This window comes from Endozoicomonas sp. SESOKO1 (assembly GCF_024606265.1).
In the GTDB taxonomy this organism is placed as follows: Bacteria; Pseudomonadota; Gammaproteobacteria; order Pseudomonadales; family Endozoicomonadaceae; genus Endozoicomonas.
In genome coordinates, this window is sequence record NZ_JAHHPP010000357.1 from 1 (window position 1) to 22,893 (window position 22,893).

At 51.3% G+C, this 22,893-nt stretch carries 23 protein-coding genes; 9 read left to right on the forward strand and 14 right to left on the reverse strand.

Annotated features, from left to right (window positions below; translation table 11 throughout):
• Nucleotides 1-96 precede the first annotated feature (96 nt).
• The gene (ftsY, locus tag KDK13_RS16285) at nt 97-1,446 is read right to left on the reverse strand and encodes a signal recognition particle-docking protein FtsY (RefSeq protein ID WP_257286036.1); all 1,350 of its coding nucleotides are present in this window, start codon (nt 1,444-1,446) and stop codon (nt 97-99) included.
• Nucleotides 1,447-1,709: 263 nt separating this feature from the next.
• A complete protein-coding gene (locus KDK13_RS16290; protein WP_257286037.1) occupies nt 1,710-3,146 on the reverse strand; it encodes a hypothetical protein in 1,437 nt (478 codons plus the stop codon).
• A gap of 274 nt (nt 3,147-3,420) precedes the next feature.
• Here KDK13_RS16290 and rsmD point away from each other — a divergent pair, with 274 nt between their 5' ends.
• From rsmD to KDK13_RS16320, 6 genes are all read left to right on the forward strand, one after another.
• A complete protein-coding gene (gene rsmD / locus KDK13_RS16295; RefSeq protein ID WP_257286038.1) occupies nt 3,421-4,044 on the forward strand; it encodes a 16S rRNA (guanine(966)-N(2))-methyltransferase RsmD in 624 nt (207 codons plus the stop codon).
• A gap of 249 nt (nt 4,045-4,293) precedes the next feature.
• Nucleotides 4,294-5,388, forward strand: a complete 1,095-nt coding sequence (locus KDK13_RS16300; protein WP_257286039.1) for a malate dehydrogenase — start codon at nt 4,294-4,296, stop codon at nt 5,386-5,388.
• Nucleotides 5,389-5,524: 136 nt separating this feature from the next.
• Nucleotides 5,525-6,976, forward strand: a complete 1,452-nt coding sequence (locus KDK13_RS16305) for a coniferyl aldehyde dehydrogenase (protein ID WP_257286040.1) — start codon at nt 5,525-5,527, stop codon at nt 6,974-6,976.
• 73 nt (nt 6,977-7,049) lie between these two features.
• Nucleotides 7,050-7,505: a hypothetical protein gene (locus KDK13_RS16310; protein ID WP_257286041.1), complete on the forward strand. Its 456-nt coding sequence runs from the start codon at nt 7,050-7,052 to the stop codon at nt 7,503-7,505.
• Nucleotides 7,506-7,871: 366 nt separating this feature from the next.
• Nucleotides 7,872-8,354 (forward strand): pantetheine-phosphate adenylyltransferase, encoded by a 483-nt coding sequence (coaD, locus tag KDK13_RS16315; RefSeq protein WP_257286042.1) that lies wholly within the window; start codon nt 7,872-7,874, stop codon nt 8,352-8,354.
• 94 nt (nt 8,355-8,448) lie between these two features.
• A complete protein-coding gene (locus KDK13_RS16320) occupies nt 8,449-8,697 on the forward strand; it encodes a YfhL family 4Fe-4S dicluster ferredoxin (RefSeq protein WP_101745606.1) in 249 nt (82 codons plus the stop codon).
• 55 nt (nt 8,698-8,752) lie between these two features.
• On the opposite strand, the gene KDK13_RS16325 is transcribed toward KDK13_RS16320, so the two are convergent.
• From KDK13_RS16325 to KDK13_RS16350, 6 genes are all read right to left on the reverse strand, one after another.
• A complete protein-coding gene (locus KDK13_RS16325) occupies nt 8,753-8,974 on the reverse strand; it encodes a DUF2835 domain-containing protein (RefSeq protein ID WP_257286043.1) in 222 nt (73 codons plus the stop codon).
• A gap of 152 nt (nt 8,975-9,126) precedes the next feature.
• Nucleotides 9,127-9,942: a hypothetical protein gene (locus KDK13_RS16330; protein ID WP_257286044.1), complete on the reverse strand. Its 816-nt coding sequence runs from the start codon at nt 9,940-9,942 to the stop codon at nt 9,127-9,129.
• A 166-nt stretch (nt 9,943-10,108) separates the two neighbouring features.
• Nucleotides 10,109-11,392, reverse strand: a complete 1,284-nt coding sequence (locus KDK13_RS16335) for a histidine phosphatase family protein (RefSeq protein ID WP_257286045.1) — start codon at nt 11,390-11,392, stop codon at nt 10,109-10,111.
• Nucleotides 11,393-11,458: 66 nt separating this feature from the next.
• The gene (locus tag KDK13_RS16340) at nt 11,459-12,676 is read right to left on the reverse strand and encodes an FAD-dependent oxidoreductase (protein WP_257286047.1); all 1,218 of its coding nucleotides are present in this window, start codon (nt 12,674-12,676) and stop codon (nt 11,459-11,461) included.
• A gap of 69 nt (nt 12,677-12,745) precedes the next feature.
• Nucleotides 12,746-13,972 (reverse strand): 2-octaprenyl-6-methoxyphenyl hydroxylase, encoded by a 1,227-nt coding sequence (gene ubiH, locus KDK13_RS16345; protein ID WP_257286048.1) that lies wholly within the window; start codon nt 13,970-13,972, stop codon nt 12,746-12,748.
• A 120-nt stretch (nt 13,973-14,092) separates the two neighbouring features.
• Entirely contained in the window at nt 14,093-14,692 is a 600-nt protein-coding gene (locus tag KDK13_RS16350; protein ID WP_257286049.1) for a UPF0149 family protein, read from the reverse strand.
• Between the two features lie 296 nt (nt 14,693-14,988).
• Here KDK13_RS16350 and KDK13_RS16355 point away from each other — a divergent pair, with 296 nt between their 5' ends.
• Nucleotides 14,989-16,578, forward strand: a complete 1,590-nt coding sequence (locus tag KDK13_RS16355; protein ID WP_257286050.1) for an ABC-F family ATPase — start codon at nt 14,989-14,991, stop codon at nt 16,576-16,578.
• 506 nt (nt 16,579-17,084) lie between these two features.
• Complete coding sequence (locus tag KDK13_RS16360; RefSeq protein WP_257286051.1) at nt 17,085-17,417, forward strand: helix-turn-helix domain-containing protein; 333 nt, start codon at nt 17,085-17,087, stop codon at nt 17,415-17,417.
• A gap of 31 nt (nt 17,418-17,448) precedes the next feature.
• Here KDK13_RS16360 and KDK13_RS16365 read toward each other — a convergent pair whose 3' ends face one another.
• Nucleotides 17,449-18,114, reverse strand: coding sequence for a pseudouridine synthase (locus KDK13_RS16365; protein WP_257286052.1), 666 nt, complete (start codon nt 18,112-18,114; stop codon nt 17,449-17,451).
• Nucleotides 18,115-18,233: 119 nt separating this feature from the next.
• On the opposite strand from KDK13_RS16365, the gene KDK13_RS16370 reads away from it, so the two are divergent.
• Nucleotides 18,234-19,187, forward strand: a complete 954-nt coding sequence (locus KDK13_RS16370; protein WP_257286053.1) for a DUF1186 domain-containing protein — start codon at nt 18,234-18,236, stop codon at nt 19,185-19,187.
• A 109-nt stretch (nt 19,188-19,296) separates the two neighbouring features.
• Here the strand turns inward: KDK13_RS16370 and KDK13_RS16375 are convergent, their stop codons facing one another.
• The 5 genes from KDK13_RS16375 to KDK13_RS16395 all read right to left on the reverse strand — a co-directional run.
• Nucleotides 19,297-21,195, reverse strand: coding sequence for an FUSC family protein (locus KDK13_RS16375; protein ID WP_257286054.1), 1,899 nt, complete (start codon nt 21,193-21,195; stop codon nt 19,297-19,299).
• Complete coding sequence (locus tag KDK13_RS16380; protein ID WP_257286058.1) at nt 21,192-22,076, reverse strand: HlyD family secretion protein; 885 nt, start codon at nt 22,074-22,076, stop codon at nt 21,192-21,194. The genes KDK13_RS16375 and KDK13_RS16380 overlap by 4 nt, the downstream gene beginning before the upstream one ends.
• A 2-nt stretch (nt 22,077-22,078) precedes the next feature.
• Complete coding sequence (locus KDK13_RS16385) at nt 22,079-22,282, reverse strand: DUF1656 domain-containing protein (protein ID WP_257286055.1); 204 nt, start codon at nt 22,280-22,282, stop codon at nt 22,079-22,081.
• Nucleotides 22,272-22,400 carry a hypothetical protein gene (locus KDK13_RS16390; RefSeq protein WP_257286056.1) on the reverse strand — a complete coding sequence of 43 codons (129 nt, stop codon included), beginning with the start codon at nt 22,398-22,400 and terminating at the stop codon, nt 22,272-22,274. Before KDK13_RS16390 ends, KDK13_RS16385 begins: the two co-directional genes overlap by 11 nt.
• A partial coding sequence (locus KDK13_RS16395; RefSeq protein ID WP_257286057.1) for an OmpA family protein occupies nt 22,397-22,893 on the reverse strand: 497 nt, incomplete at its 5' end. The genes KDK13_RS16390 and KDK13_RS16395, both read right to left, overlap by 4 nt.

Genomic DNA, 22,893 nt, shown 5'->3' on the forward strand with positions numbered 1-22,893 from the left:
TATCCTCAATTTTCTGCCATCCTCGCTACGGGCGCTATTCTCGGTCAGCCTCCTAACGGCCTGATGAGGGACATTTGCTGTTCATTAGCCTCTGTATCAACCTTCCCGGGAAAAGAGTGCTTTAACAAATTCCTTGGCTGAGAAAGGTCTCAGATCATCAATCTGTTCACCCACACCAAGAAAACGAATAGGCAGTTTCATCTGTTTGGACAGCGCGAAGATCACTCCACCCTTGGCCGTTCCGTCCAGCTTGGTCAGGGCCATGCCGGTGAGCTGCACCGTTTCATGGAACAGGCGGGCCTGGCTCAGGGCATTCTGTCCGGTGCCCGCATCCAGCACCAGTAAGACTTCGTGGGGCGCATCAGGATCCAGTTTCCCAAGAACCCGCTTCACTTTTTTCAGTTCCTCCATCAAATGATCCTTGTTGTGGAGGCGGCCTGCGGTATCGGCAATCAGGACATCAATATTGCGGGCCCTTGCTGCCTCCAGGGCATCGAAAATAACAGAAGCACTGTCAGCGCCCGTATGCTGGGCAACCACCGGAATCTCATTCCGCTCACCCCACACTTGCAACTGTTCAACGGCGGCCGCACGGAATGTATCGCCAGCAGCGAGCATAACCTTGCGGCCTTCAGACTGGAGCTTGCGGGCCAACTTGCCAATGGTGGTGGTCTTACCCACGCCGTTAACGCCCACCACCAGGATAACAAAAGGTGTGTCCTGCTTCGGGATCACCAGTGGCTGGTCGGCAGGCTCAAGAATATCAGCAAGCTCGGACTGCAACGCAGCCATCAGGGCATCCGCGTCATCCAGCTCTTTGTACTTAACTTTCCGGGTCAGCCTTGCAATGATTTCGGTGGTAGCTTCAACCCCCACATCGGCCACCAGCAGCTGGGTTTCCAGTTCATCCAGAAGTTCATCATCAATCTCCTTCTTACCGATGAACAGTTCTGCAACGCCTTCGACCAGAACATTACGGGTTTTGCTCAGCCCCTGACGCATCCGGGCAAAGAAGCCACCTTTGGCTTCAGGCTTGCTCTCTGGCTCAACTGGTGTTTTTTCTGACGGTATTTCTGAATCAGCAGCCCGGGGCGTTTCAATGGCAGCAGCAACCGGGACTTCTTTTACAGAAACCTCAGGTACAGAAACCTCAGGTGCTTTATCAGTTGGCTCGTCCTGAGGTTCTTGATGTACAGGCTTATCTTCAGGGCACTGAACGACCTCAGACGTAGCTTCAGGCACAACATCAACAACACCAGCGGAAGATTCAGAAGCCGACTCTGGCGTCGTAACCTCGGGAGTTTCTGCAGTGGATACTACGTCTTCTGCTTCAGGCTCAGCCTTTGGCCCTGCCTGTTCTTCAGAAACTTCACTCTGGGCACGTCGACCCCAGGGCCAAAAACTGCGTTTGGCTTTTTTTTCACCGTCTTTGCGCGAACCGAACATAGACTACTTCAATAACCTTGGTGGGGGGTGCCTGATGACGATCAGGATTGTCATATCACAGGAGCTTTTCCGGAACTGCTTCCGTAGCAGCCAATGAAAAGCAATGACAATCCATCATACAGGCTATGAATAATGGCCTATCCTATCTCAATTCGCACTGTCACGAAATGCACTTTATCCGGGAAAAAACGCAACGTTCACGACCCGAATGAAACCATCGATAAGAAAAGGCTGCCACTGCTGGCAAGCTTACCCACCCGGTATCATTGCTGCCCCCCATACGGCCCTCTAAACGCCATATTCTCAAAGATATATGTTTTCGCGCTGACCTGCTGCGCGACATTGTTAAGCGGCGCATCCAACAAAACAGGCAGACTTCGGCATTGGGTCATTATTTCACCTTGAATCGTCTCGTCGCACGTTGACTCCATAGTAAGCGTGACCTGATTATTACGTTCCAGCTCCCCCAGAGTTTTGCCTGTAGCTTTGTAATCACGCCAGGAAACCACAGCAAACAACTCGGCCATATCACTTTTCCGGTTGAAGGTAATCCTTAACAGATTATCCGCTGCCACCAGGTTATCGGGATCATTTTCCATACTGCTGACGAATCCATCCCTGACCTTGAACACACGAAGCACATTACTTACGCGATAGCCATCGGTCACAGCGACTTTGATGGCCAGCTCCTTCAGACCTTTTGGCAACCCATGACTGCATATTGCCAGCTCCAGACTTTTCAGTAAGAAGGACATGTTGGCTGCGTGTTTATCTAACTGCTGAAAAGTCCGTATCACTACCGTATCCCCATTGCAAAACGGTGCACAGCCCCTTTCAGATCCGGTTCGCACTATCTGCGGGACGTCACTGGGGTGAAAGCTTGACATTCCAGTCACCATGCCATAACGACCCCCAGAACGGCTGCCAGGATGCCGCCTCATGGCAAAATTCACCTCATCCGATGGCCGGTTGTACCTATAGGTCATGGCGGCATCGTAGCTATAACGCCCAGTGTCCATATCATACTCAAGGTTGTTGGTACGCATTTTCATTAAGTCTGTATCATCCAGACTCTTGATGTAATCTTCATTTGGAATTTTCAGGGAAGGTTCTTCTGAAGCGCTGACATCCGGTTGATCCAGGCCCGTTGCATCTTGCAGGCTGTCTCCGGTTTCACTGACAGTGGATGTCTCTGTTTTTGCACATTCTTTCGGATCAATCTCCGGGTTGTCGCCCAATGGCCTTTTTCTGGATTCCGCCTTATTTACGCTATCTGTTGCAACAGGGCTTTCAGTTGACGCAAATGGCGCAAAGTCTTGCAAACCTGTCGCTTCCTTAATTCTTGTTAACATCTCTTTACTGTCTACTTTTGCAAATACCTTCTCAAGGTAATCCCTGGCAATCTTTGCCATTGCATTCTGGTCGGATTTTCTGGTTGCCTTTTTCAGTTCGCCCGACATCATTTTAAAATCGTCCATTGGTAACCCAGCGATACTCCTGAGTTTCATCGGTATATAACGATCTGACAGAAACGCTTGTACAGCAGCGCTTTTTAATCCCTCGGTTACCCTGCCTTCAACACAGCCAGTATCGTTGTTTTGCCGGGCACCGGCTGCAGCTTCATTATCGACTGGGGCAATCCCCGGTCTTTGGGCATCGGCATAATGTTGATTGGGTACGTTGCGCCATACAGCATCCATAGAAAATTCCTTTAGTCATTACTTATTAATTTGTCCTGTTTTGACAACAAAGAAATACCAGAGTTCCAATTCCTGGTTTTTTAAGTACGAAGGTTCACAGTAAGTAATCTCACCACCTCAACCGATTTGACCGCAATACAAAAACGCAAGCCCCGTGTATGGCCTGCGGGCAACGGTTATTAGTGACCTGATTTAATAGCCAGGGATTTTTCCATGAATTTTCTGACAATAGCCAGTATGCTTGCCGACATTTCCACATCCCTAACAGAGCCTTATGATGCCCGGCAAAGCCAGACACCCGAAACTCCACCCACGTTCAGCATCCCCCCATACCGGTGGTGGCCAGCTGCGGATTATTGCGGGTGAATGGCGCAGCCGTAAGTTACCCGTGGCCAATGTACCCGGTTTGCGCCCAACGTCAGACCGGGTAAGGGAGACAGTATTTAACTGGCTGACCATGGTTACCCCGGGAGCCAGGGTGCTCGATGTTTTCAGCGGTACCGGCGCACTGTCAATGGAAGCCCTTTCCCGGGGTGCATCCTCAGCAATGTTGCTGGAAAAAAGTCCGGTTGCCGCAAGAATGCTGAAGAGTAACCTTGCACTGTTAAAAGCGGAGCGTGCCAGGGTGGTCGAGAGCGATAGCCTTACCTGGTTAAAGCAACCGGCAGAAACCAGTTTTGATCTGATTTTCCTGGACCCGCCGTTTCGGATGAATCTGCTGGCGCCTGCATGCCAGCTGCTTGAAAGCAATGGCTACCTGAATGAGAACAGCCTTATTTACATTGAGGTAGAGAAAGAGCTGGTCCCTTTGCCAATTCCCGGGAACTGGCAGCTGGAGAAAATCAAAGCTGCTGGACAGGTAAGCTTCAGCCTCTGGTCTCGCATAAAAAAACAATAATAATCAATGCCTCACATATAGACTTACCGAAACGATGTCAGTAATCTGTGCACGGCTGATCTTTATCAAATAAACAGTGCGTCTGAACGCTGTATTATCCACAAGCTTGCCATTTGGGATGCCATGGGCCTCTTTCTACGACTTTTCATTTCAAGAAAGTACAAATGCTTCCATTAAAAATGGCTCATGGTGATTTGGACGTATTCCCAATCCAAGAACCAACCTGAAAACTCTAAGGAGCAGTTCCCCATGAAACAACCCGTACGAATTGCGGTCACAGGTGCAGCTGGCAACATCAGCTACTCTCTGCTGTTCAAAATCGCTGCCGGTGAAATGCTGGGACCTGATCAGCCTGTGATTCTGCAACTGGTTGAGATCCCACAGGCTATGGACAAACTTCGTGGCGTGGCCATGGAGCTGGAAGATTGCGCCTTCCCACTGGTTCACGGTATCAGCCTGCACGACAATCCGTTTGATGGTTTCCGTGGCATTCATTACGCCATGCTGGTTGGTGCCCGTCCCCGTTCCAAGGGCATGGAGCGTGCAGACCTGCTGGAAGCCAACGCCGTTATTTTTGCCGAACAGGGCAAGGCTCTGAACGACGTGGCTAACCGGGATGTTAAAGCCCTGGTGGTGGGTAACCCGGCAAACACCAACTGTCTTATTCTGTCACGCAATGCGCCAGACCTGGCAGCATCCCAGTTCTGTGCCATGACCCGACTGGACCACAACCGTGCCCAGGGCATCCTGGGCAACAAGCTGGGCGTTAACCCTGCCGATATCGAAGGCGTCTGCGTGTGGGGCAACCACTCGCCAACCATGTACCCTGATCTGCATCACGCCCAGGTACTGGGTGATGAAGCCGCCATCGATATGATCGATGAGCAATGGTACAAGGAAGAATACACCCCTCGTATCCAGAAGCGTGGTGCTGAAATCATCGAGTGGCGTGGTCTCTCCAGTGCTGCATCCGCCGCACAGGCCGCCCTTGACCATATGCGTGACTGGGCCCTGGGCAGTGATGGCCGCATCGTGTCCATGGGTATTATTTCCGATGGTAGCTACGGTGTTGCCAAGGGCATCTACTACTCTTTCCCTGTCGTCTGTGAATTCGGTAGCTACCAGATTGTGCAGAACCTTCATATTAACGACTACGGTCAGTCAATGATGAAGAAAACTGAACAGGAGCTGTTAGAAGAAAAGGCAGCTGTAGATCACCTGCTGCCTGAAGAAACGGCTGCTTCCCGCCAAGCGTTGAGGACGTCCAGCCGCAGCGGCCAGACTGAGTTTGATGCAGGCATCGATACCGGCGAGTCATACTATAAGGCTGACCGTATCTGCTGAGCCTTCAGCCTGACCCGTTGATACAACAGCTTGATAAAACAATAGAGAAAAGGCTCAGCGATGAGCCTTTCTTCTTTTCCAATTGAAAATAAAAAACAATTAAAATAAACCATCAGTGCCCAAAAGGGAGACAACCATGACCGCTGCCGATCCCATTACGTCAGAGCACAGGAAAGTGACAGGGCAAATCACTCCCCCTCTGGAAGACCTGCTTGCTGCCCAGAAGCAAGCTTTTCTGAAAGACCCTAACCCCAGCCATGAGGAGCGGGTTGCTCGCCTGAAGGCCCTTGAGAAAGCATTGCTGGCCAATAAAGACCCATTACTGGCCGCTTTGGATGAAGATTTCGGTGGTCGATCCAGAAGCGAGTCTTTACTGACTGAATTCATGCCCAACCTGGGTAATATCCACTACACCATCAAACGACTGAAAAAATGGATGAAGCCCAGCAAGCGAAAGCTGAGCCCTCAGCTATTACCTGCCTCGGCAAAAGTCGTGTACCAACCGTTGGGCGTGGTCGGTATTGTAGTGCCCTTTAACTATCCACTGTTCCTGTCACTGGGCCCATTGCTGACCATTCTTGCCGCCGGCAACCGGGCCATGATCAAAATGTCGGAATTCACACCAAAAACGTCTGAACTGGTTGCCCGAATGATTGAACAGACATTTCCCGCTGACCTGATCACCGTCGTTTGTGGCGATGCTGACGTGGCAACCGAGTTTACCAGCCTTCACTTTGATCACATTATTTTCACCGGTTCAACAGCGGTCGGTCATCACGTTATGGGAGCCGCTGCAAAAAACCTGACCCCGGTAACCCTGGAGCTCGGGGGTAAATCGCCCGTTATTGTGGATAACGACTTTCCAATACAGGAAGCGGCGGAAAGAATCTGCTATGCAAAAGCCCTGAACGCCGGTCAAACCTGCATAGCGCCGGACTATATTCTGGTAAAAAATAACCAAAAGGCAGCCTTTATTGAGCACTACCTGAATGCCTTTCGAAAAATGTACTCATCGGTAAACGGCAATAATGATTACACCTCCATCATCAATGACCGCCACCACCAGCGATTATTGAAATTACTGGAGGATGCCAAAGCACAGGGTGCAATCATTCACACTCCGGGTAATGAGGAAATCAACGACGGAAGCCGTCGGATTCCCATCCACTTAATTGAGGACCCATCGGACAGTATGGGCGTTATGCAGGAAGAAATTTTTGGCCCACTGCTTCCGGTCATCGGAATAGAAAACCTTGATGAAGCCATTCAGTTTGTCCAGCAACGACCAAGGCCCCTGGCACTCTACTACTTTGGTTCTGATACAAAAAATCAGGAAACTGTACTGGAACAGACCCACTCCGGCGGTGTCTGCATTAATGAATGTTTATTGCATGTGGCTGTGGAAGATATGCCTTTTGGCGGCATTGGCCCCTCCGGTATGGGGCACTACCATGGCTATGAGGGCTTCCTGACGTTCTCCAAAGCCAAGGCGGTGTTAACCAAAGGCAAGCTGAACAGCACGAAATTGATCTACCCACCCTATGGCGGCTGGCTGCAGAAAAAAATGCTGGCGTTCCTTAGTGCATAAAAAATTTGGGTTAAGGAACTTTCAATATGCTTGAGTGTCCGATCAGGTTTGATTAACCAAAATTGGAGACATCATGAATATTGGCAATATGGCAACAGGTTTGGCAGGGGTTGGTCTGACAGCTGCCGTCAGTCTCAACACTGCCGGAGCTGACTCGTCCAGTCTGACCAAGTGGCGAACACGTGCCGTCATGGCTCTTTCCGGTACCGTAGGAACCAGCCTAAGTCTGGTGCAATGCTTACGGGAAGGCAGAAACGTATCCGCCAAAACAGTGGCTACACTGGCAACGAACGCTTGCGTTCTTGCCTACAGTTACCTGCAGCCTTGGGCTGATATTACAACTGACTTAATGATTTATAATTCTGAAGAAGAATGTTATGCAGAATTCTTGAGGAATGAAGGTGAAATGAGCATGCCGCAATGCCAACCCTACCTTCATAAGGCAGTATTCAGGAAAGTGGTACTAGAAAAATCAGATAACAATGGGTATAGGCTGTCAGAAGTAGCTCGGTACGATTGGAAGGAGTAGTTGCCGATCTTCAATTTAACCAGAACCGCTCTCCCATGGTCTTGTAAACTATGTTTAACGAACCGGCACTGTTGCCGGTTTCTGGCTCTTCACTGGACGGGCGTAAAACGTCTTACAGCAGGCACTCCTGAAAGTCCTCACATCTTCTACGTCAAGCGCCGTATAACGCCGATCATTTGAACCCATTTGACTAATTCGTTAACATGCCCTTTTACTAAAAAATGGTCGCCATATTCACAGGTCAGAGGGATACTTCACCGGGAGTCTGTCCACTAATTACAAGACAGTTTTCTGGTGAAAGCAGAACCCTGGTATTTCCTGTACCTCTGATCGGTTGATGGATTTGTGGCCGGAGAGTCATTTTTAATGATCAAGGTAATCTATCCTGGTACGTTTGACCCCATCACCAAGGGCCATATGGATCTTGTTGAAAGAGCGGCCAAGCTATTTGATACCATTGTAATTGCCGTTGCTGAAAGCCCCAGGAAAAAGCCGCTATTCGACCTGAAAGCCCGGGTTAACCTTGCCCGGGAATCAATCGCTCATTTGCCAAATGTTCAGGTAACCGGTTTCAGCTCTCTGCTGGCAAGCTTTGTGGAAGAGCAGCAGGCCCAGGTTATTCTCAGGGGGCTGAGAGCCGTTTCTGACTTTGAATATGAATTCCAGATGGCCAATATGAACCGGGTATTGGCGCCAAAAGTGGAAAGTCTTTTTCTTACCCCCGCTGAGCAATACTCCTATATTTCCTCTACACTGGTTCGGGAAATTGCCTCCCTTGGTGGGGATATTTCCAAGTTTGTATCGCCATGTGTTCAGAAAGCACTGACAGATAAGTTCAACGGAAAATGAGACACTGTCCGTCTCTATTTGTATTTACAGGCTGAAAAGTAGTTGGCGATTCTGTTAGCTACTGTCAGGCGAAGCTGAATTCCAAAGGTCACCTATGGCTTTAATGATTACTGACGATTGCATAAACTGCGACGTCTGCGAACCGGAATGCCCGAATAGCGCTATCTCACCCGGGGAAGAAATTTACGAGATTGATCCTCTGCTGTGCACGGAGTGTGTTGGCCATTATGATGAACCTCAGTGCCAGCAGGTCTGCCCGGTGGACTGCATTCCGAAGAATCCGGACTGCGAAGAAACCCAGGATGAGTTGATGGAAAAGTATCTTATCATCACGGCTGCCTGAAAGTGCGCCGCAAACGTTTCGTTACGTTTGCGGCTTCAGACTTTACCCATCAGAATCAAGTTAGACGGACAAGATCCAGAAATCTCCCATCATCACCGTAGGTGATTTCAAAACGACCATAAATTCCCTCTCTGGTGACAAATTTCAGCATGATGTCATAGGGAATACTCATACTCTGACCGGATTCAGTGCGGACCCTTATGGATTGCTTCTGCCCTTTATAGTACTGAAGAACCTGCTCAGAATTGAGTTTTACGGAAAACACGGCCTTATGCATTGCTCTAACCTTTGTGTTTCTTATTGAGAGTAACCGTTGAAAGAAGGTTCCCTTAGTTTAGCAACCTTCTCTCACAAGGGTTAAAGAACAAGGATAAATGAAATCAACAAATTGATCATTTTTCAGAGTCCATGACAACTGAAAAAGGGTCATTATTGCCCAGGAGGCGGAGGCATCAAACCTTCAGGAAAATCCATATTGTTTGGTAATTGCATCTGTTGCATGACCTGGTTGATGGATTCCCGAATACTGTCGATCATTGCTTTGTACCCGACATCAAAGCCACGGTAAAAAGCCAACTCTGTACTGTTCAAATCACCGGTTGGCTGAACAATCGTCGGCTGTTTCCCCTCAGGGTTCTCACCACCAAAAAAGGCTTCCATCGAGGTAGGAACCGTCAAGGCCACGCGCCCTCCAGTCATATAACCATCAATAAACCGCGCCCTGACAAAAGGATTGTTATCACTGCCAGAACCAGAACTGCGATAAGCATCTGCAGCTTCGCACCAGCGATCTTTATACTCACTCATCAAGTCTGCTGAAGCACAGTTGAACTCTATAATTCCCATTGCCTCCATAACGGCAAGGAACCCATCACGATAACCCATATCATAGGGAGGTTCAGAAGGGCTAGTGCTATCATCAGCGAGGCTCAACCGACTATCCGCTGCCTGGCTGGCCAATGCATAACCTTCACGAAATCCTTTGAGATAAGCGGGAAAATCATCAGAGCTGGCAGATTGACCATGATGTTCAAACTGATCTTTTGCTTCACACCAGGTCAGTTCCAGCAGGCTGGTTTTATCTGGATTACTACAGGTATAGGACTCAGCCCCCTGATCGACACTGGATATGTCTTCATAAACCACCGTCGTGACCTCTGGACACTCCTGGGCTTTATTACAGCCCTGCAACCCAATCAGGATTCCAACTACTGGCAATACTGCCGCCAGAAAATAGTTCCGCATTTAATTACTCCTTTTTAGAAACTGATGAACTGGTTATTCAATACAGTTTTGACGAGACTGATTAAATATAGTTCAGTTTTTTTTCAGGCTTCCCTGGAAGTATTTGATTTTATTAGCTTCCTGATAACAACTTTTATTTTTTCGAGGTCTATTTCATGGCCTGCTATCAGCGACTGGCGACACTCCCCGTGGGGACATAAGGCGTAAAGTTCATTCCTCTGCTTTCTTTGGCACACAAATAATCCCAGTCATCCGGCAATGATCGCTCAAGCAGAAACAGCCACTGGTCAAGTGAGCAACGCCCAATGCACCCGGGCACAGAAAAAGGTTTATGATTCAATGACAACGCAACTTCCGGGCGACCACCATTCCAGTTAAGCTGGACGCCAAAATGTGTTGCATAATCAACCATTTTCTCAGAGGGTGCACCCAGCATGGTCATGATCGCCAATAAATTACTGTCGCTGGCGGAGTACAGCGTCCATCGCTGGCAGGAGTGGCAACTGCCCTGTTCTTCCAGACACTGCTGCACACGCCTGAAATCTTTGATCATCGCTTTTGCCAAGGGGGCGCCAATAAGCTGGGCAATTTCATAATTGGCAACAATTCGGCTCACGATCCAGTGTAATAATTCCTCCAGTCCCACAGCCTCCTGGCTTGAAATATCTTCAGGCATTGGTAAATGGTGAATTCTATGAATGGCAATTCGATCGATCAGGGGAAGAAAAGAATAAAGGTCGCCAGTACCTTCACTCTCGCCCAGTTCAATCCAGAAAGCCAGCTGGTCACGGTGCTGTTCTTTTTTTCTTAACCAGTCCGCACTCTTTTCAAGCGCCTGAACCCTGTGAAAATACCCCGGGCATAATCTTTGCGCCGAGAAAAGATCATCATGGGCTAAAGGTGAGGCATAAACCGGAGGAACCTGAATGCCTCCCGGTAACCCGGTATTACCAACCTGCCCGGGATAAAACCCCTGCAATAAGGCACTGGCGCTCTGAATAGTACGATCCAGTCCCTTGGCAAAATGTTGACTGATTTTGGGGGACCAGAAGTCAGGGATGGTTTCAGAAAAATAGTATCTCCGGATTTCCTTGCCCAAAAGGTACTCCTGCTCAAGGCCTGCAGCCGTTAACTGCCCGGGGCCCATTGGCCAGTATTTTGCCATTCCCCCAAGGTCTCTGGGAGAACGATCACCATGCCTGACAAGGCTGATCAGATAGTCAGCAGGTGCTTCCACTTCAACCCCGAGAACAGGAGTACCTGTAAACAAACAAAACATGGTTAATACCAATGCCGTTTGCAGCAGCAGGTATCGATTAACATGAGATAACGACAGGCGATTCAGAAAGCAGGCACCCTTTCGATCACGAATCCGCCCGGGAGATTGATGGCCGATGTCTACCGCCATCACTTTTTTTAGACAGTGTACAAGAAGCGCCTGAAGTTTCATATCCTGCCTGCTTGATAATCAGATCCAGCAGACAGGATAGAAAAAAATTGAGGGACTGGTTGAGATTTAGTGGATAAACTCGGGAAGGTCGTTTGATAACCCCGTCGCCTGACCCACAATCATGTCCTTGATTAAAGGTAATCGATTGGTCAGACGCAGCCCGGTGTTCCTTAACCAGCGAATGCCGAGGTCATTGGCCCCGAACAGGTGTTGAAAGCCAGTCATGGTTGCCATCATCAACGCGTTGTGCCCGATGCGACGGCGCTGATATCGATCCAGAACATGCGGTGCAAAACCGTCATCGCCGCGACCGTCCGCTTTGATCAACTCATCCGCCAGCACGGCCACATCCATAAAGCCCAGATTCACCCCCTGACCCGCCAGGGGATGAATGGTATGAGCAGCATCGCCCACCAGAACCACACCTTGTCGATGGTACTGCCGGGCATGGCATTGACGCAGCGGGTAGCGGAACCGTGCATCAACGTTCAGAATGTTGCCCGCCCGATGCTCAAAAGCGCTCTGCAGTTCATGGCAAAATGCGTCGTCACCCAAGGCTTCTATCCGGTCTGCCTCTGCCGGGAACAGAGACCAGACAATTGAGCAATAATGCTGCTCCCCCCGGCTTTGCAGGGGTAAAAATGCCAACGGGCCAGAATCCAGGAAAACCTGTCTGGCACAGTGATGATGAAAAAGCGCTGTCTCAACGGTGGTGACCAGCGCATGGTGATGATAGTCCTTCTGGTTTGATGGAATGCCAGCCAATTGCCGTAAACGGGACTCTGCTCCATCCGCCGCCACCAGCAAAGGTGCAGCAAGCACTTCACCATTATCCAGAACGACTTCACCACCCTGGCCGGAAAGCTTGTATTCAAGGGTTGTCTGTTGATCAACACATCGCACGGTTGAACGGGCCAGCTGCTGCAACAGTGCGTTTCGAATCACCTCATTTTCGACGATATAGCCAAGACGTTTTTGTGGCAGGGTGTTGGCATCAAACGCAACTTCTCCGGTGCCCTCACCATCCCAGACGGTCATATGAGTGTATGGGCAGGCCCGCTGGGCAACGATGCCTTCCCAGGCGTCCAGATAGTCAAGCAGTTTTATCGATGCTTCCGTCAAGGCGCTGACCCTGGGCTGCCATGGATCATCTATCGAGAACCAACAGGGCTGCAATGTCTGCTGCTCAACCAGTGCCGTCTGTATACCAGACCGGGCAAGCGCCAGGGCCAGAGAGGTGCCCACCATACCGCCCCCGACAATAATGACGTCAATCGTCTGCATTTCTGCTCCCTACTTTCCCAGATTCAAGAACGGTCATCCCCCAAAAGGCTGCCCGGGCCTCCCGGCGCTTTATAACCCCATGGCCTTGCGGGTAAAGGTTGACTTTACCGGATGACAATAATCCAGCGCCACCAACCCCAGGTTCCGGGACAGCACCGATGCCGTATCCGTACGTGAAAAAAGGTGGACCAGGCCATCACAAAAACGGCTGGTCAGACTCTGGTCTCTCAACTGTTGTTGCCGGTATTCCTGTAACCGGCCAAGATCACCTGCGGGTATTTTTCTTGCCAATGAGTCCGAGATATTGCCTGCCAGGGCAACCGTATCACGAATGGAAAGGTTATAACCCTGACCTGCCACCGGATGAATGGCATGGGCAGCATTACCCAGAACAACCAGCCCGGGCCTTACCTGCTCTTTGGCTATGCGCATGGTGAGTGGATATCTGTCACGCTTGCCCACGGCAATAAAGCGCCCGGCCCGGTAGCCAAAACGCTGTTGCAATAACGCCAGAAAATCACCGTCTGCCAGATGACAAAGCGTATCGACTTCCTCATCCGGTACTGTCCACACCAGCCCCACACGGTGCTCATAATGGTGATCACCGGTTAAAGGCAGCAGCGCCATCGGACCTTTACCGGCAAAGCGCTCCCAGGCCATGCCGTTATGGGGCCGGTCAAGGGCAATATTGGCAATGATCCCGTGCTGATGATAGTCACACTGTGCCAGAGCTATTCCCAGCTGCTCCATCAATCCTGAACGGCCACCATCGGCAAGAACAACCAGCGAGGCAAAAACCGCTGAGTGCCTTAGCTGAACCCTCATACCTCCGGGCACAGGCGTCAGGCTTTTCACCACATCCGGACTGAACATGGTCACCTTGTCCTGCTTCTGAAAATCCCGTAACCGATGCAAAAGGACATCGCCCAGCACATGATTTTTGACCACATACCCCAGTGCCGGAACACCTTCATCGCAAGCGTGCAAGCGGGTAACCCCAAAACGGCCCTGATCAGAAACATGCACATCGGTGATGGCCTGGGCCTGATCCACAAGATCTGGCCACAGCCCAAGCTGGTGGTAAATACAACAGGTCCCCCAGGACAGCGCCGAGGCACGGGCATCAAAACTCGGAGGAATATCCCTTGGCTGGCTCAGGTCATGGGTTTCCACTATCGCCAGCCTCAACCCCTGCTCCAGGACCACTTTTTCCAATGCACAGACCAGGCTGGCTCCAACCAGCCCGGCACCAATAACCAACACATCGAAATCCATCTTGTCTGCAGAATTATTCACGTCTCAGCCACCACCATGATCTTGTGGAACTCTGTTTTTATTCTCAATTTGCTGCCACCGCAAGACTGCATGGATGCAGGAGCAGTTGCCTTGCAGGGCAGTCTATTCACAGACAGCCTCTCAGTGCAGGGTTCTGGATGCGCCCTGACCAGAACGTCCATCACTGTCGGAAAGCTCTGGCAAACCGCAAACCTCTGCATAAACATTAAGCCAGGCCAGACGAACAAATTCACTCACCTCAACATACAGTTTTTCAGACTCCTCGCTCTCTTCTGCGGTTTCTATCAGGCTGATTTCGGCAAAGTCCCTGAGCACTTCCTCTACCATCTCACTGACCTGCCGACTATCCAGCCCCTGACCAAAGCCGGAGATAAATGACTGACACCATATGCCAAGTGACTGCGTCCTCAGCCCAAGCGCTTCATCATCATCAGGGAGTAAAAGTGTTGCCGACAGGCTGCCAGAGTTAAGCTCATTCTGAGTATGGAGAAACAATTGGCTTAATAACTGCCTCGCAGGTTCATCAAACGACTTATCCCCCATCTGCTCGGCAAGCTGCGCCAACCACTGCTGAACGCCCGGATGGGCGCCAGCTGAGAACAGGCCACATAAATAGCCATGAATCTCTGAAGGGTGGCTCTGCTCTGCCAGCAGGCTGGCCAGTTCGTCAAAAGATACGGTGACAGGCATATCGCCGGACGGAGAAGGGTGATTGGTCATGATATCGGGCCATCAAAATTACTGAGTCAAACCTAGGAGCCTGTCCGAGAATAGCGCCCGTAGCGAGGATGGCAGAAAATTTCCGACTTTTTAGACCAATTTGCTGCCACCGCAGTAGGGCAGTCTATTCTCGGTCAGCCTCCTAGAATTAAGTTGGGGTTGTCGCTCGGAGTATTACTGAAAATGACAACTGCAGAATTTGTAAACTACCTATTGGCTCAAAGGAATAGTCACTGTAGTCTGCGACACTTTTTATCATTCAGCTTTTTATCAATAGACAGGGCAGGACAATAAATTTGATTTCTACAGCCAACATCACCATGCAGTTCGGTGACAAGCCCCTTTTTGAGGATATATCCGTCAAGTTTGGCGAAGGTAACCGTTACGGACTCATTGGTGCCAACGGTTGTGGTAAATCGACGTTCATGAAAATCCTGGGCGGAGAGCTGGAGCCAACGTCAGGCACTGTCAGCAAAGACCCCCATGAACGTATGGCAAAACTGAGTCAGGATCAGTTTGCCTATGAACACTACACGGTGATCGATACGGTGATTATGGGGCATGCCGAGCTCTGGAAAGTAAAAGCCGAACGGGATGCTATTTACGCCAAGGCTGAAATGACCGAAGAAGAAGGTATGCGGGTTGCCGACCTTGAAGTCCAGTTTGGTGAGATGGATGGCTATTCTGCCGAAGCCCGTGCGGGTGAACTGCTGCTGGGGCTGGATATTCCCATTGAACAGCATTACGGGCTGATGAGTGCCGTTGCTCCGGGCTGGAAGCTGCGAGTACTGCTGGCCCAGGTACTGTTTGCCGACCCGGAAATCATGCTGCTGGACGAGCCCACCAACAACCTGGATATCAATGCCATCCGCTGGCTGGAAGGAATTCTGAAGCAGCGTGACTGCACCATGATCATCATCTCCCACGACCGTCACTTCCTGAACAGCGTCTGCACCCATATGGCAGACCTGGATTACGGCAAGCTGCAGGTGATGCCCGGTAATTACGATGAATACATGACCGCCGCCACCGCGGCCCGTGAGCGCCTGCAGGCCGATAATGCCCGCAAGAAAGCCCAGATTGCCGAGCTGCAATCTTTTGTCAGCCGCTTCTCTGCCAACGCTTCCAAGGCACGACAGGCGACGTCCAGAGCCAAACAGATCGATAAGATTCAGCTGGCGGAAATCAAACCTTCCAGCCGCCAGAATCCGTTTATCCGCTTTGAGCAGGAAAAGAAACTGTTCCGTAATGCGCTGGTAGTGGAAAAGCTCAGCCAGGGCTATGAAGAAGATCTGTTCAGCAAAGTCAACCTGATGGTGGAAGTGGGTGAGCGTATTGCCATCATTGGCCAGAACGGTGTCGGTAAAACCACACTGCTGCATACCCTGGCAGGCAAGATGGCAGCGCGTACGGGGACTATCCAGTGGTCAGAAAATGCCAATATTGGTTACTACGCCCAGAATCACAGTGCTGATTTTGATCTGGATATGAACCTGTTCGACTGGATGAGCCAGTGGATGAATGAAGGTGACGATGAGCAGGTGATTCGTGGCGTACTGGGCCGGATGCTGTTCTCCCAGGGCGACCTGAAAAAATCCGTACGGGTCATTTCCGGTGGTGAGCAGGGCCGTATGCTGTTTGGTAAGCTGATCCAGCAACGGCCTAATATTCTGTTGATGGATGAGCCAACCAACCATATGGATATGGAATCCATTGAGTCCCTGAACCTGGCGCTGGAAAACTACAAAGGCACCCTGATTTTTGTCTCCCATGACCGTCAGTTCGTCTCATCGCTGGCCACCCGGATTATCGAAATCAAGGATACCGGCATTGTCGACTTCCACGGTACTTATGATGATTACCTGCGCAGTCAGGGAATTGAGTAATTAAATAATTCCGACATTTGATACGCACTCTCCGCTCACCCTGAGCGGAGTCGAAGGGTGCTTGCTGCGATCTATGTCAGTGCCGATATCCACCAATAATTCGTAGCGTTTCTTGTTCAACATGACAAGCCACCGGGACGTCAATTCTGGCACACAGCATAGTTTAAAAAAAACCGCTTGCAAGCAGATGGCCGCTCCGCGGCATGACACACTTGTTTATTTATATTGTTAACTGATCTTGTTTGTCTTGGCTCAGACAATAGGGCTAAAGCTGCTGAAACAATACAGGGTGTTGCTCAAAAAAATACCTGTTTTTCTTGCTATCCCAAAACTCTCGACTATGTTTTTCAGTCAAGAAAAAACCCGGCTCAAACGGAGGTGGCTCTCCTAACCGGGTTTCATTCCAAACAATGAGCGAATGCTCGGGGAGCAGTATAGCAATGATTTCGTTCGCCTACACAATTGGAGCAGTAAAATTGATCAGGGTGGAACTGAATTTTAACGGAATGGAAAATCTGAGCACGACACAAAAACTCTTATTGATCGTGCTGGCCAGCTACGCCAACAGTGAAGGGGAGTGCTGGCCCAGTCAACTGAAGCTGGCTAAAACATTGGGAATCAATCCTGCCACAGTCAATCTTGGCCTGAAAAAACTGGAAGCGGAAAAACTGATCGAAAGTCGCCCGAGAAAAACCATCAATGGTGGCACCGCCAGCAAAATATACCGCATGTTGTTCGAGCCATTCATGTTCCGTCAGGTACAGGAACAACGTTACAACTGCTTCGGCCAGCGGATCGACGACCCGCGTATGGCCGATACGTCATGGGCCAGCGAGTAAAGAAAAACCCTCAATGGAGTGAACAACTGGCTCAGCCCGAGAACGGCGCTTCCGACTCAAATGCCATTGGCTCCCCGGTTACCGGGTGAGTAAAGCCCAGCCTTGTGGCATGCAGGTTCAGGCGCTGACTGGCCTGCCGGGCAGCCGGGTGGGCATAAAACTCACAGCCCAGAATGGGGTGGCCAAGTTCAGCCAGGTGAACTCTTAACTGATGGGAGCGACCGGTCACGGGTTTGAGCAGTACCCGGTCAAATGCAGGTCTCTGGTTGTCAATTACGTGAAAGAGCGTCAGCGATGGTCTGCCCAGTTCATGGTCAACCATCTGTCTTGGGCGGTTGGGCCAGTCACAGCGTAGAGGCAGTTCTACTTTTCCTTCCGGTTCAGCCAGTTTTCCCCACACGTCGGCAATATATTCCTTGGCAACCGAACGCTCCTGAAACTGACGGCTTAATGCGCGATGACTGTCTGCATCCAGTGCAAAGACCATCAGGCCGGAAGTAGACATGTCCAGCCGATGGACGACACGAGTCTGTGGGTTGATTTTTTGCAGCCGTGACAGTGCGCTGTCTTCATGATTAGGTGGCTTTCCGGGAACACTGAGCAGGCCTGCCGGCTTATTCACAACAACAATGGCGGCATCCCGGTAAAGCTCCGGCAATGGCTCGCTGCAAAAGGGGACAATAAAGGTATCATTCATGGGGCGATTATCAGGATAACGCCGTGTAAAGTCATCTGGGGATATCCACAGGCTGTATCTTAAGGTCACTAAGGTCTATCCTAGCGGCCAATGTCTTTAATAGGTTGGATTAACTGGTTATGCCCCTTTCTACCGAGGATCTCTCCAGACTGAAAACAAGCCTCTCCCGGGTTTCCAGTGAGTTGCCTTTTCAAGCTTTAAGGGAGGCCGCAGAACATCGCCAGGCGGTCACCCCGATGCTCCTGCAGGCACTGGAAGCAGTGAAAATACGGGGAGAGCGCAGCAGCTCATCGGCAAAAAGCCGTCTGGCACTTCATGCCCTTTATCTGTTAACGCAGTTTCGTGAACCAGCGGCGTGGCCCATTGTCGTCGAATTGTTCAGCTCCATGAGTTCTGAGCAGAATGTCGCCATTGGTGATGACTTTGACGAAGTCGTATGTGATCGCCTGAGCCAGATTTTGGCCACGTTATGTCCCGGCGATATTCGCCCACTGCAGTCTATTATTGAAAACAGCAGCATTGATGAATACGTCCGGGATGCCGCGCTGGGAGCACTGGTTGTCCGTTATCAACAGGGTGACCTTGCGCTTGCGGTGTTGACGAGGTATCTGCATCAGCTTTATGAGTACGGTCTTGAGCAGGAAAAGAATCAGGTGTGGAATGCCTGGGTCCAGGCCTGCTATAACACTCAGCCTGAGCCTTTTATGGCGGCACTGAAGGTCCTCTACGAAAAAGAGTGGGCGGATGCTTATTACATCACATTGGACGAACTTCAATTACGCTGTGGCGTGGCTCCGGACGTAATTAATCGGTCGGTCATGAAGCAGGAGGGTGAGTTCTACTGCTATCTGGATGATGCAGTGGCGGCATTAAGGCCGTTGAGCTGCTATTCCGGAGAGGGTAACGAGCTGTTAACCAACCTGGAGAATATGGTGATCAACCAGACGGCCCCGAAGCAGGGTGAACAATCTCAGCCAGCAGCGTCGTTTACTTCATCACCCGCCGGGGTCGGCAGAAATGATCCCTGCCCCTGTGGCAGTGGCAAAAAATTCAAGAAGTGTTGTTTGCACTGATCACCATAGAGGCTTTTTCTCCGGGTTTCGCGACGGCCTCATTATCCGGGCGACCCAATCTATCTATGGTGACAAACAAAACGGTCAATGGGAAAGCGGGCTGAAGCCATCAAACCGGGCCATTGCTAAAGGACAGTTCGTGGTGTTGGCGCAGGCAGCCACAGAGAACCAGCAGATTAAGCGTGTCTGGCTGCTGATCCTGATTATAAAGCGTCAGGGCCCGGTCAAACAGGTCGTCCATCTGCTGCTGGCGCTGCCGATCCTCCGGGGTCATGGCTGCGGTTGGCAGATGCAAATGGCTGAGCTGGCTGTCCAGCTGCTGGCGCGCCTCAGCAAACAGCGCTCTGGCACGCTCACAGCCCTGCGGGTTACTGTCCAGCCCCTGCAGTTTCAGGCACATGCTGCCCATTGAGGCCAAAGTGTCCATCCAGTTCAGAATCATCGTCTGTTGTTTCGGGAACAGTGCCTGCATGGCCGCACCCAGTGGCAGTATCTTGCGACGGAACAGCGATGGCGTCATCGTTCCCGCACCCTGGTTTATGGTGCGTTGCAACACAGTGGCAAGGCTTTTGAGATAATCCTTGCACAGCTTGTCCCGGGGTGGGGTGCCGATCACTTCAATACAGATATAACCAATCAGGAAACCGAGCAGCAATGCAAAGGCATTATTGAAGAGATTCAGTGGCTGAAGCGACTGCTCGTTGGTCACCGGTATCAGCACCGTGACCAGAATAACGTTGAACAGCCCGACGATGCTCAACTTCCGGAAGAGCGTCCAGGACAGCACGGCCAGCGGCGTACCGGTAAGCAGAAACAACGGCCAGAAACTATTGGCGTAGACCACCAGCACGCACTGGGTAAAAAAGACGATCAGCGTTGAAACCAGCACGGTGGTCAATACTTTGGACAGTGGTACCCGAGGGGCACCGGTCATCACCCGGACGCCAGTGATAATGATACCCCCTATAGTCATAAGCCCTCCTTCTGGCGTACCGGTTATGACGTAGAACCAATAGCCCAGTACCAGGGCTGCCACGGCGGTTAAGCTGCCGTACAGGGTAGAGCGCCAGTTCTGAAGATTGAGCAGTGAATTCTGGCCCGGTTCTGCTTCCTGCTGGCGGATCTCTTCCGGGTGGCTGAGCAGGTGGATCAGGTGCCCCATTTCGTTGTCCAGTTCCTGACGACGGTGATCAACTGCGTCCTTGATGGCCTGGTGTTGGTGCGGGCTGGGTTCCTGGCGAAGCAGAAGACGACGCAGCATGGTGAGGCTGGCCATAAGGTTCAGCACAGAGAGGATAACCCGTTGCAGATAACCGGAGAGATGGCCAATCCGGTTATCCAGAAACAGTGTGTAGTAGCGTTGCTGGTCACAGTCGATCACCATCCGGCTCAACTGAGTATGCAGACTGACAAATGCCGGGTATGGGTACTGCTCCGGCTGCCGGGCCATGTCTTCAAGTCGGGCAACCTGATGGCGCAGACCGGCAACCGAATCGGTCAACCGATCAATACCACTGTTTGGCCAGATGGCCAGGGCACTGATCAGCATGGCCAGCGACCCAAGGCTGATTTCGGTAATCCGGTTGAGGGTATAGAACCCAATAGAAGACTGACTATTGTTATTCAGATTGAGCATCACCACCACCAGGCAGGTAATACAGGTCAGAAAACTGGTATAACCAGCCATGGCCTTATAACAGCTGGTAAAGGATACACACATCCATACCACCAGGCTGAGCAGGATAACCACCACCAGCGGGTATTGACCAAACCAGATGGTGATCAGGGCACCGACAATACCGCCAGCGGCCGTACTGACAATGCGAGCAAGGGATTTGATATAAATATTGCCCAGTTCCACCTTGAAGCCGAGCAGGGCAATGCTCATCAATGCCCAGCTCGGGTAAGGCAAGTCATAATACAGGCTGACGGCGAGCACAATCAGCGTCGCCAGCAGCATCCGGGCAACCACCGCCAGATCGGGAAGATAGCGAACCGGAAAGCTCATGGGCAAGGCCAGTTACCCTGAACCACCACCGAGGTGGTACGTCCGGCAATCAGGGCAGGCTCAGGGAGGGGCTGGTCAAACGCCACCCGGACCGGTATCCGCTGGGCCAGGCGAATCCAGGGAAAGGTCTGGTCAACATTGGCCAGCAGCTGGCTGCTGGTGTTCTGGTTGCTGTCGGCAATGCCCCGGCCAACACTGGTCACCTTGCCCGGATAGACCGTATCCTCCCCGAGAAAAGTGATGCTGGCCGGTGCTCCGGGGCATACGCCCTTAAGCCGGTTCTCCTGAAAGTAGCCGACCACAAAAAAGTCACGCCTGTTGATAAAGGCCAGCACCGCTTCCCCGGCACTCAGCCAGCTGACGACGCGCAGATCCATATTGGCCACGAAACCGTCAAAAGGTGCCCTGACCCGGGTGCGTTGCAGATTCAGCTGTGCCTGACTCAGTGCCGCTTCAGCAGCCTTGACCGCCTGCTGCTGGGCTTTCCAGGCCAGATTGGCATCGGTGACCTGCTCAGCACTCACCAGATGTGGCGGCATCTCATCCAGGCGGCGTGCGTTGCTGGCCAGTTGTTCCTCCTGGAATTTTGCCCCGGCCAGCTCGGCTTCGCACTGAGCCAGGGCAATGCGGTAGTTGCTGGGGTCAATCTCCAGAATGATGTCGTTTTTTTTTACAAAGCCATTGTCAGGTACGGCAATGTGGACAATGTTGCCGGAGACCTGTGGAGCGATTTCGGCGATCTGGGCCCGCAACCGTCCGTCCCGGGTCCAGGGAGCGACCAGATAGGTCTGCCAGAGATAATAGGAACAGTATGCGCCAATAGCGACCACTACCACGGTCAAAAGGACGGGGCGCAACCAGGTTTGCAAAAAGGCAGTCATGGTCAAATACTCAGAATCCGGCTGGTAATGGCACAACTGATGATCAGGAAAGACAGTTCAACCAGTCCGGTATGCCAGAACCACCGATCAATGGAAAAACGACGATAGATGTATCTTGGAACCAGCCAGAGAATCATGCCGAAAAAGGCTGTGCGGAAAAGCGGCGGAAAGGCAAGCGAGCCAAACCACATCCAGTCACTCATCATGGGGTACTCCAGAACGCTGAGGGAGTGAGTCCAGCTCCGGTTGTGCCTGAGTATCTGCTAAAGGGGGAGTCCAGACAGGGAACTGTCTCAGACCATCTTGCATGAAGCGTTTGATCATCCTGGAGGTTCCGTGTAACGGTTTTCCCAGGCCTTTTGGATGGCTTTATCCATATCCGATGACGGCACTGGTGAGGACGATTTACCTTTATGCCGTTTATGTTGGAACTCCTGCATCAATGCCTTGGCATCTTGTCGGGGAACCATCATCAAGTCGACCCGGCGGTTTAATCCTGAACCCGGCTTCAGCCCCCGAATCGGCTGGTTGGCGCCCATGGCGACTAATAACATTATTTGATCTTTAGGCACCCCGGTAAAAACAATGACTTCCCTGACGGTTTCAGCCCGCTGTCCGGAAAGCTCCCAGTTTATCCGGCCGGGTTCTATCGTATTTTTAAGGTCAGACCCAATCATGCCATCGGAGTGCCCGGTAATAATGATTTTGAAAGGCAGTTTTGCCAGAACCGGTGCCAGGGCGATCAGAAAATCTTCATAAAATGGCACCAGCTGACTGCTTCCCGGTGGAAACATGGGGCCGGCCTTATCCTGAACCA

Coding starts and splice junctions, on each gene's coding strand:
- ftsY (WP_257286036.1), bottom strand. CDS start 1,446: ATGTTCGGTTCGCGCAAAGACGGTGAAAAAAAAGCCAAACGCAGTTTT.
- KDK13_RS16290 (WP_257286037.1), bottom strand. CDS start 3,146: ATGGATGCTGTATGGCGCAACGTACCCAATCAACATTATGCCGATGCC.
- rsmD (WP_257286038.1), top strand. CDS start 3,421: ATGATGCCCGGCAAAGCCAGACACCCGAAACTCCACCCACGTTCAGCA.
- KDK13_RS16300 (WP_257286039.1), top strand. CDS start 4,294: ATGAAACAACCCGTACGAATTGCGGTCACAGGTGCAGCTGGCAACATC.
- KDK13_RS16305 (WP_257286040.1), top strand. CDS start 5,525: ATGACCGCTGCCGATCCCATTACGTCAGAGCACAGGAAAGTGACAGGG.
- KDK13_RS16310 (WP_257286041.1), top strand. CDS start 7,050: ATGAATATTGGCAATATGGCAACAGGTTTGGCAGGGGTTGGTCTGACA.
- coaD (WP_257286042.1), top strand. CDS start 7,872: ATGATCAAGGTAATCTATCCTGGTACGTTTGACCCCATCACCAAGGGC.
- KDK13_RS16320 (WP_101745606.1), top strand. CDS start 8,449: ATGGCTTTAATGATTACTGACGATTGCATAAACTGCGACGTCTGCGAA.
- KDK13_RS16325 (WP_257286043.1), bottom strand. CDS start 8,974: ATGCATAAGGCCGTGTTTTCCGTAAAACTCAATTCTGAGCAGGTTCTT.
- KDK13_RS16330 (WP_257286044.1), bottom strand. CDS start 9,942: ATGCGGAACTATTTTCTGGCGGCAGTATTGCCAGTAGTTGGAATCCTG.
- KDK13_RS16335 (WP_257286045.1), bottom strand. CDS start 11,392: ATGAAACTTCAGGCGCTTCTTGTACACTGTCTAAAAAAAGTGATGGCG.
- KDK13_RS16340 (WP_257286047.1), bottom strand. CDS start 12,676: ATGCAGACGATTGACGTCATTATTGTCGGGGGCGGTATGGTGGGCACC.
- KDK13_RS16350 (WP_257286049.1), bottom strand. CDS start 14,692: ATGACCAATCACCCTTCTCCGTCCGGCGATATGCCTGTCACCGTATCT.
- KDK13_RS16360 (WP_257286051.1), top strand. CDS start 17,085: ATGGAAAATCTGAGCACGACACAAAAACTCTTATTGATCGTGCTGGCC.
- KDK13_RS16365 (WP_257286052.1), bottom strand. CDS start 18,114: ATGAATGATACCTTTATTGTCCCCTTTTGCAGCGAGCCATTGCCGGAG.
- KDK13_RS16370 (WP_257286053.1), top strand. CDS start 18,234: ATGCCCCTTTCTACCGAGGATCTCTCCAGACTGAAAACAAGCCTCTCC.
- KDK13_RS16375 (WP_257286054.1), bottom strand. CDS start 21,195: ATGAGCTTTCCGGTTCGCTATCTTCCCGATCTGGCGGTGGTTGCCCGG.
- KDK13_RS16380 (WP_257286058.1), bottom strand. CDS start 22,076: ATGACTGCCTTTTTGCAAACCTGGTTGCGCCCCGTCCTTTTGACCGTG.
- KDK13_RS16385 (WP_257286055.1), bottom strand. CDS start 22,282: ATGATGAGTGACTGGATGTGGTTTGGCTCGCTTGCCTTTCCGCCGCTT.
- KDK13_RS16390 (WP_257286056.1), bottom strand. CDS start 22,400: ATGATCAAACGCTTCATGCAAGATGGTCTGAGACAGTTCCCTGTCTGG.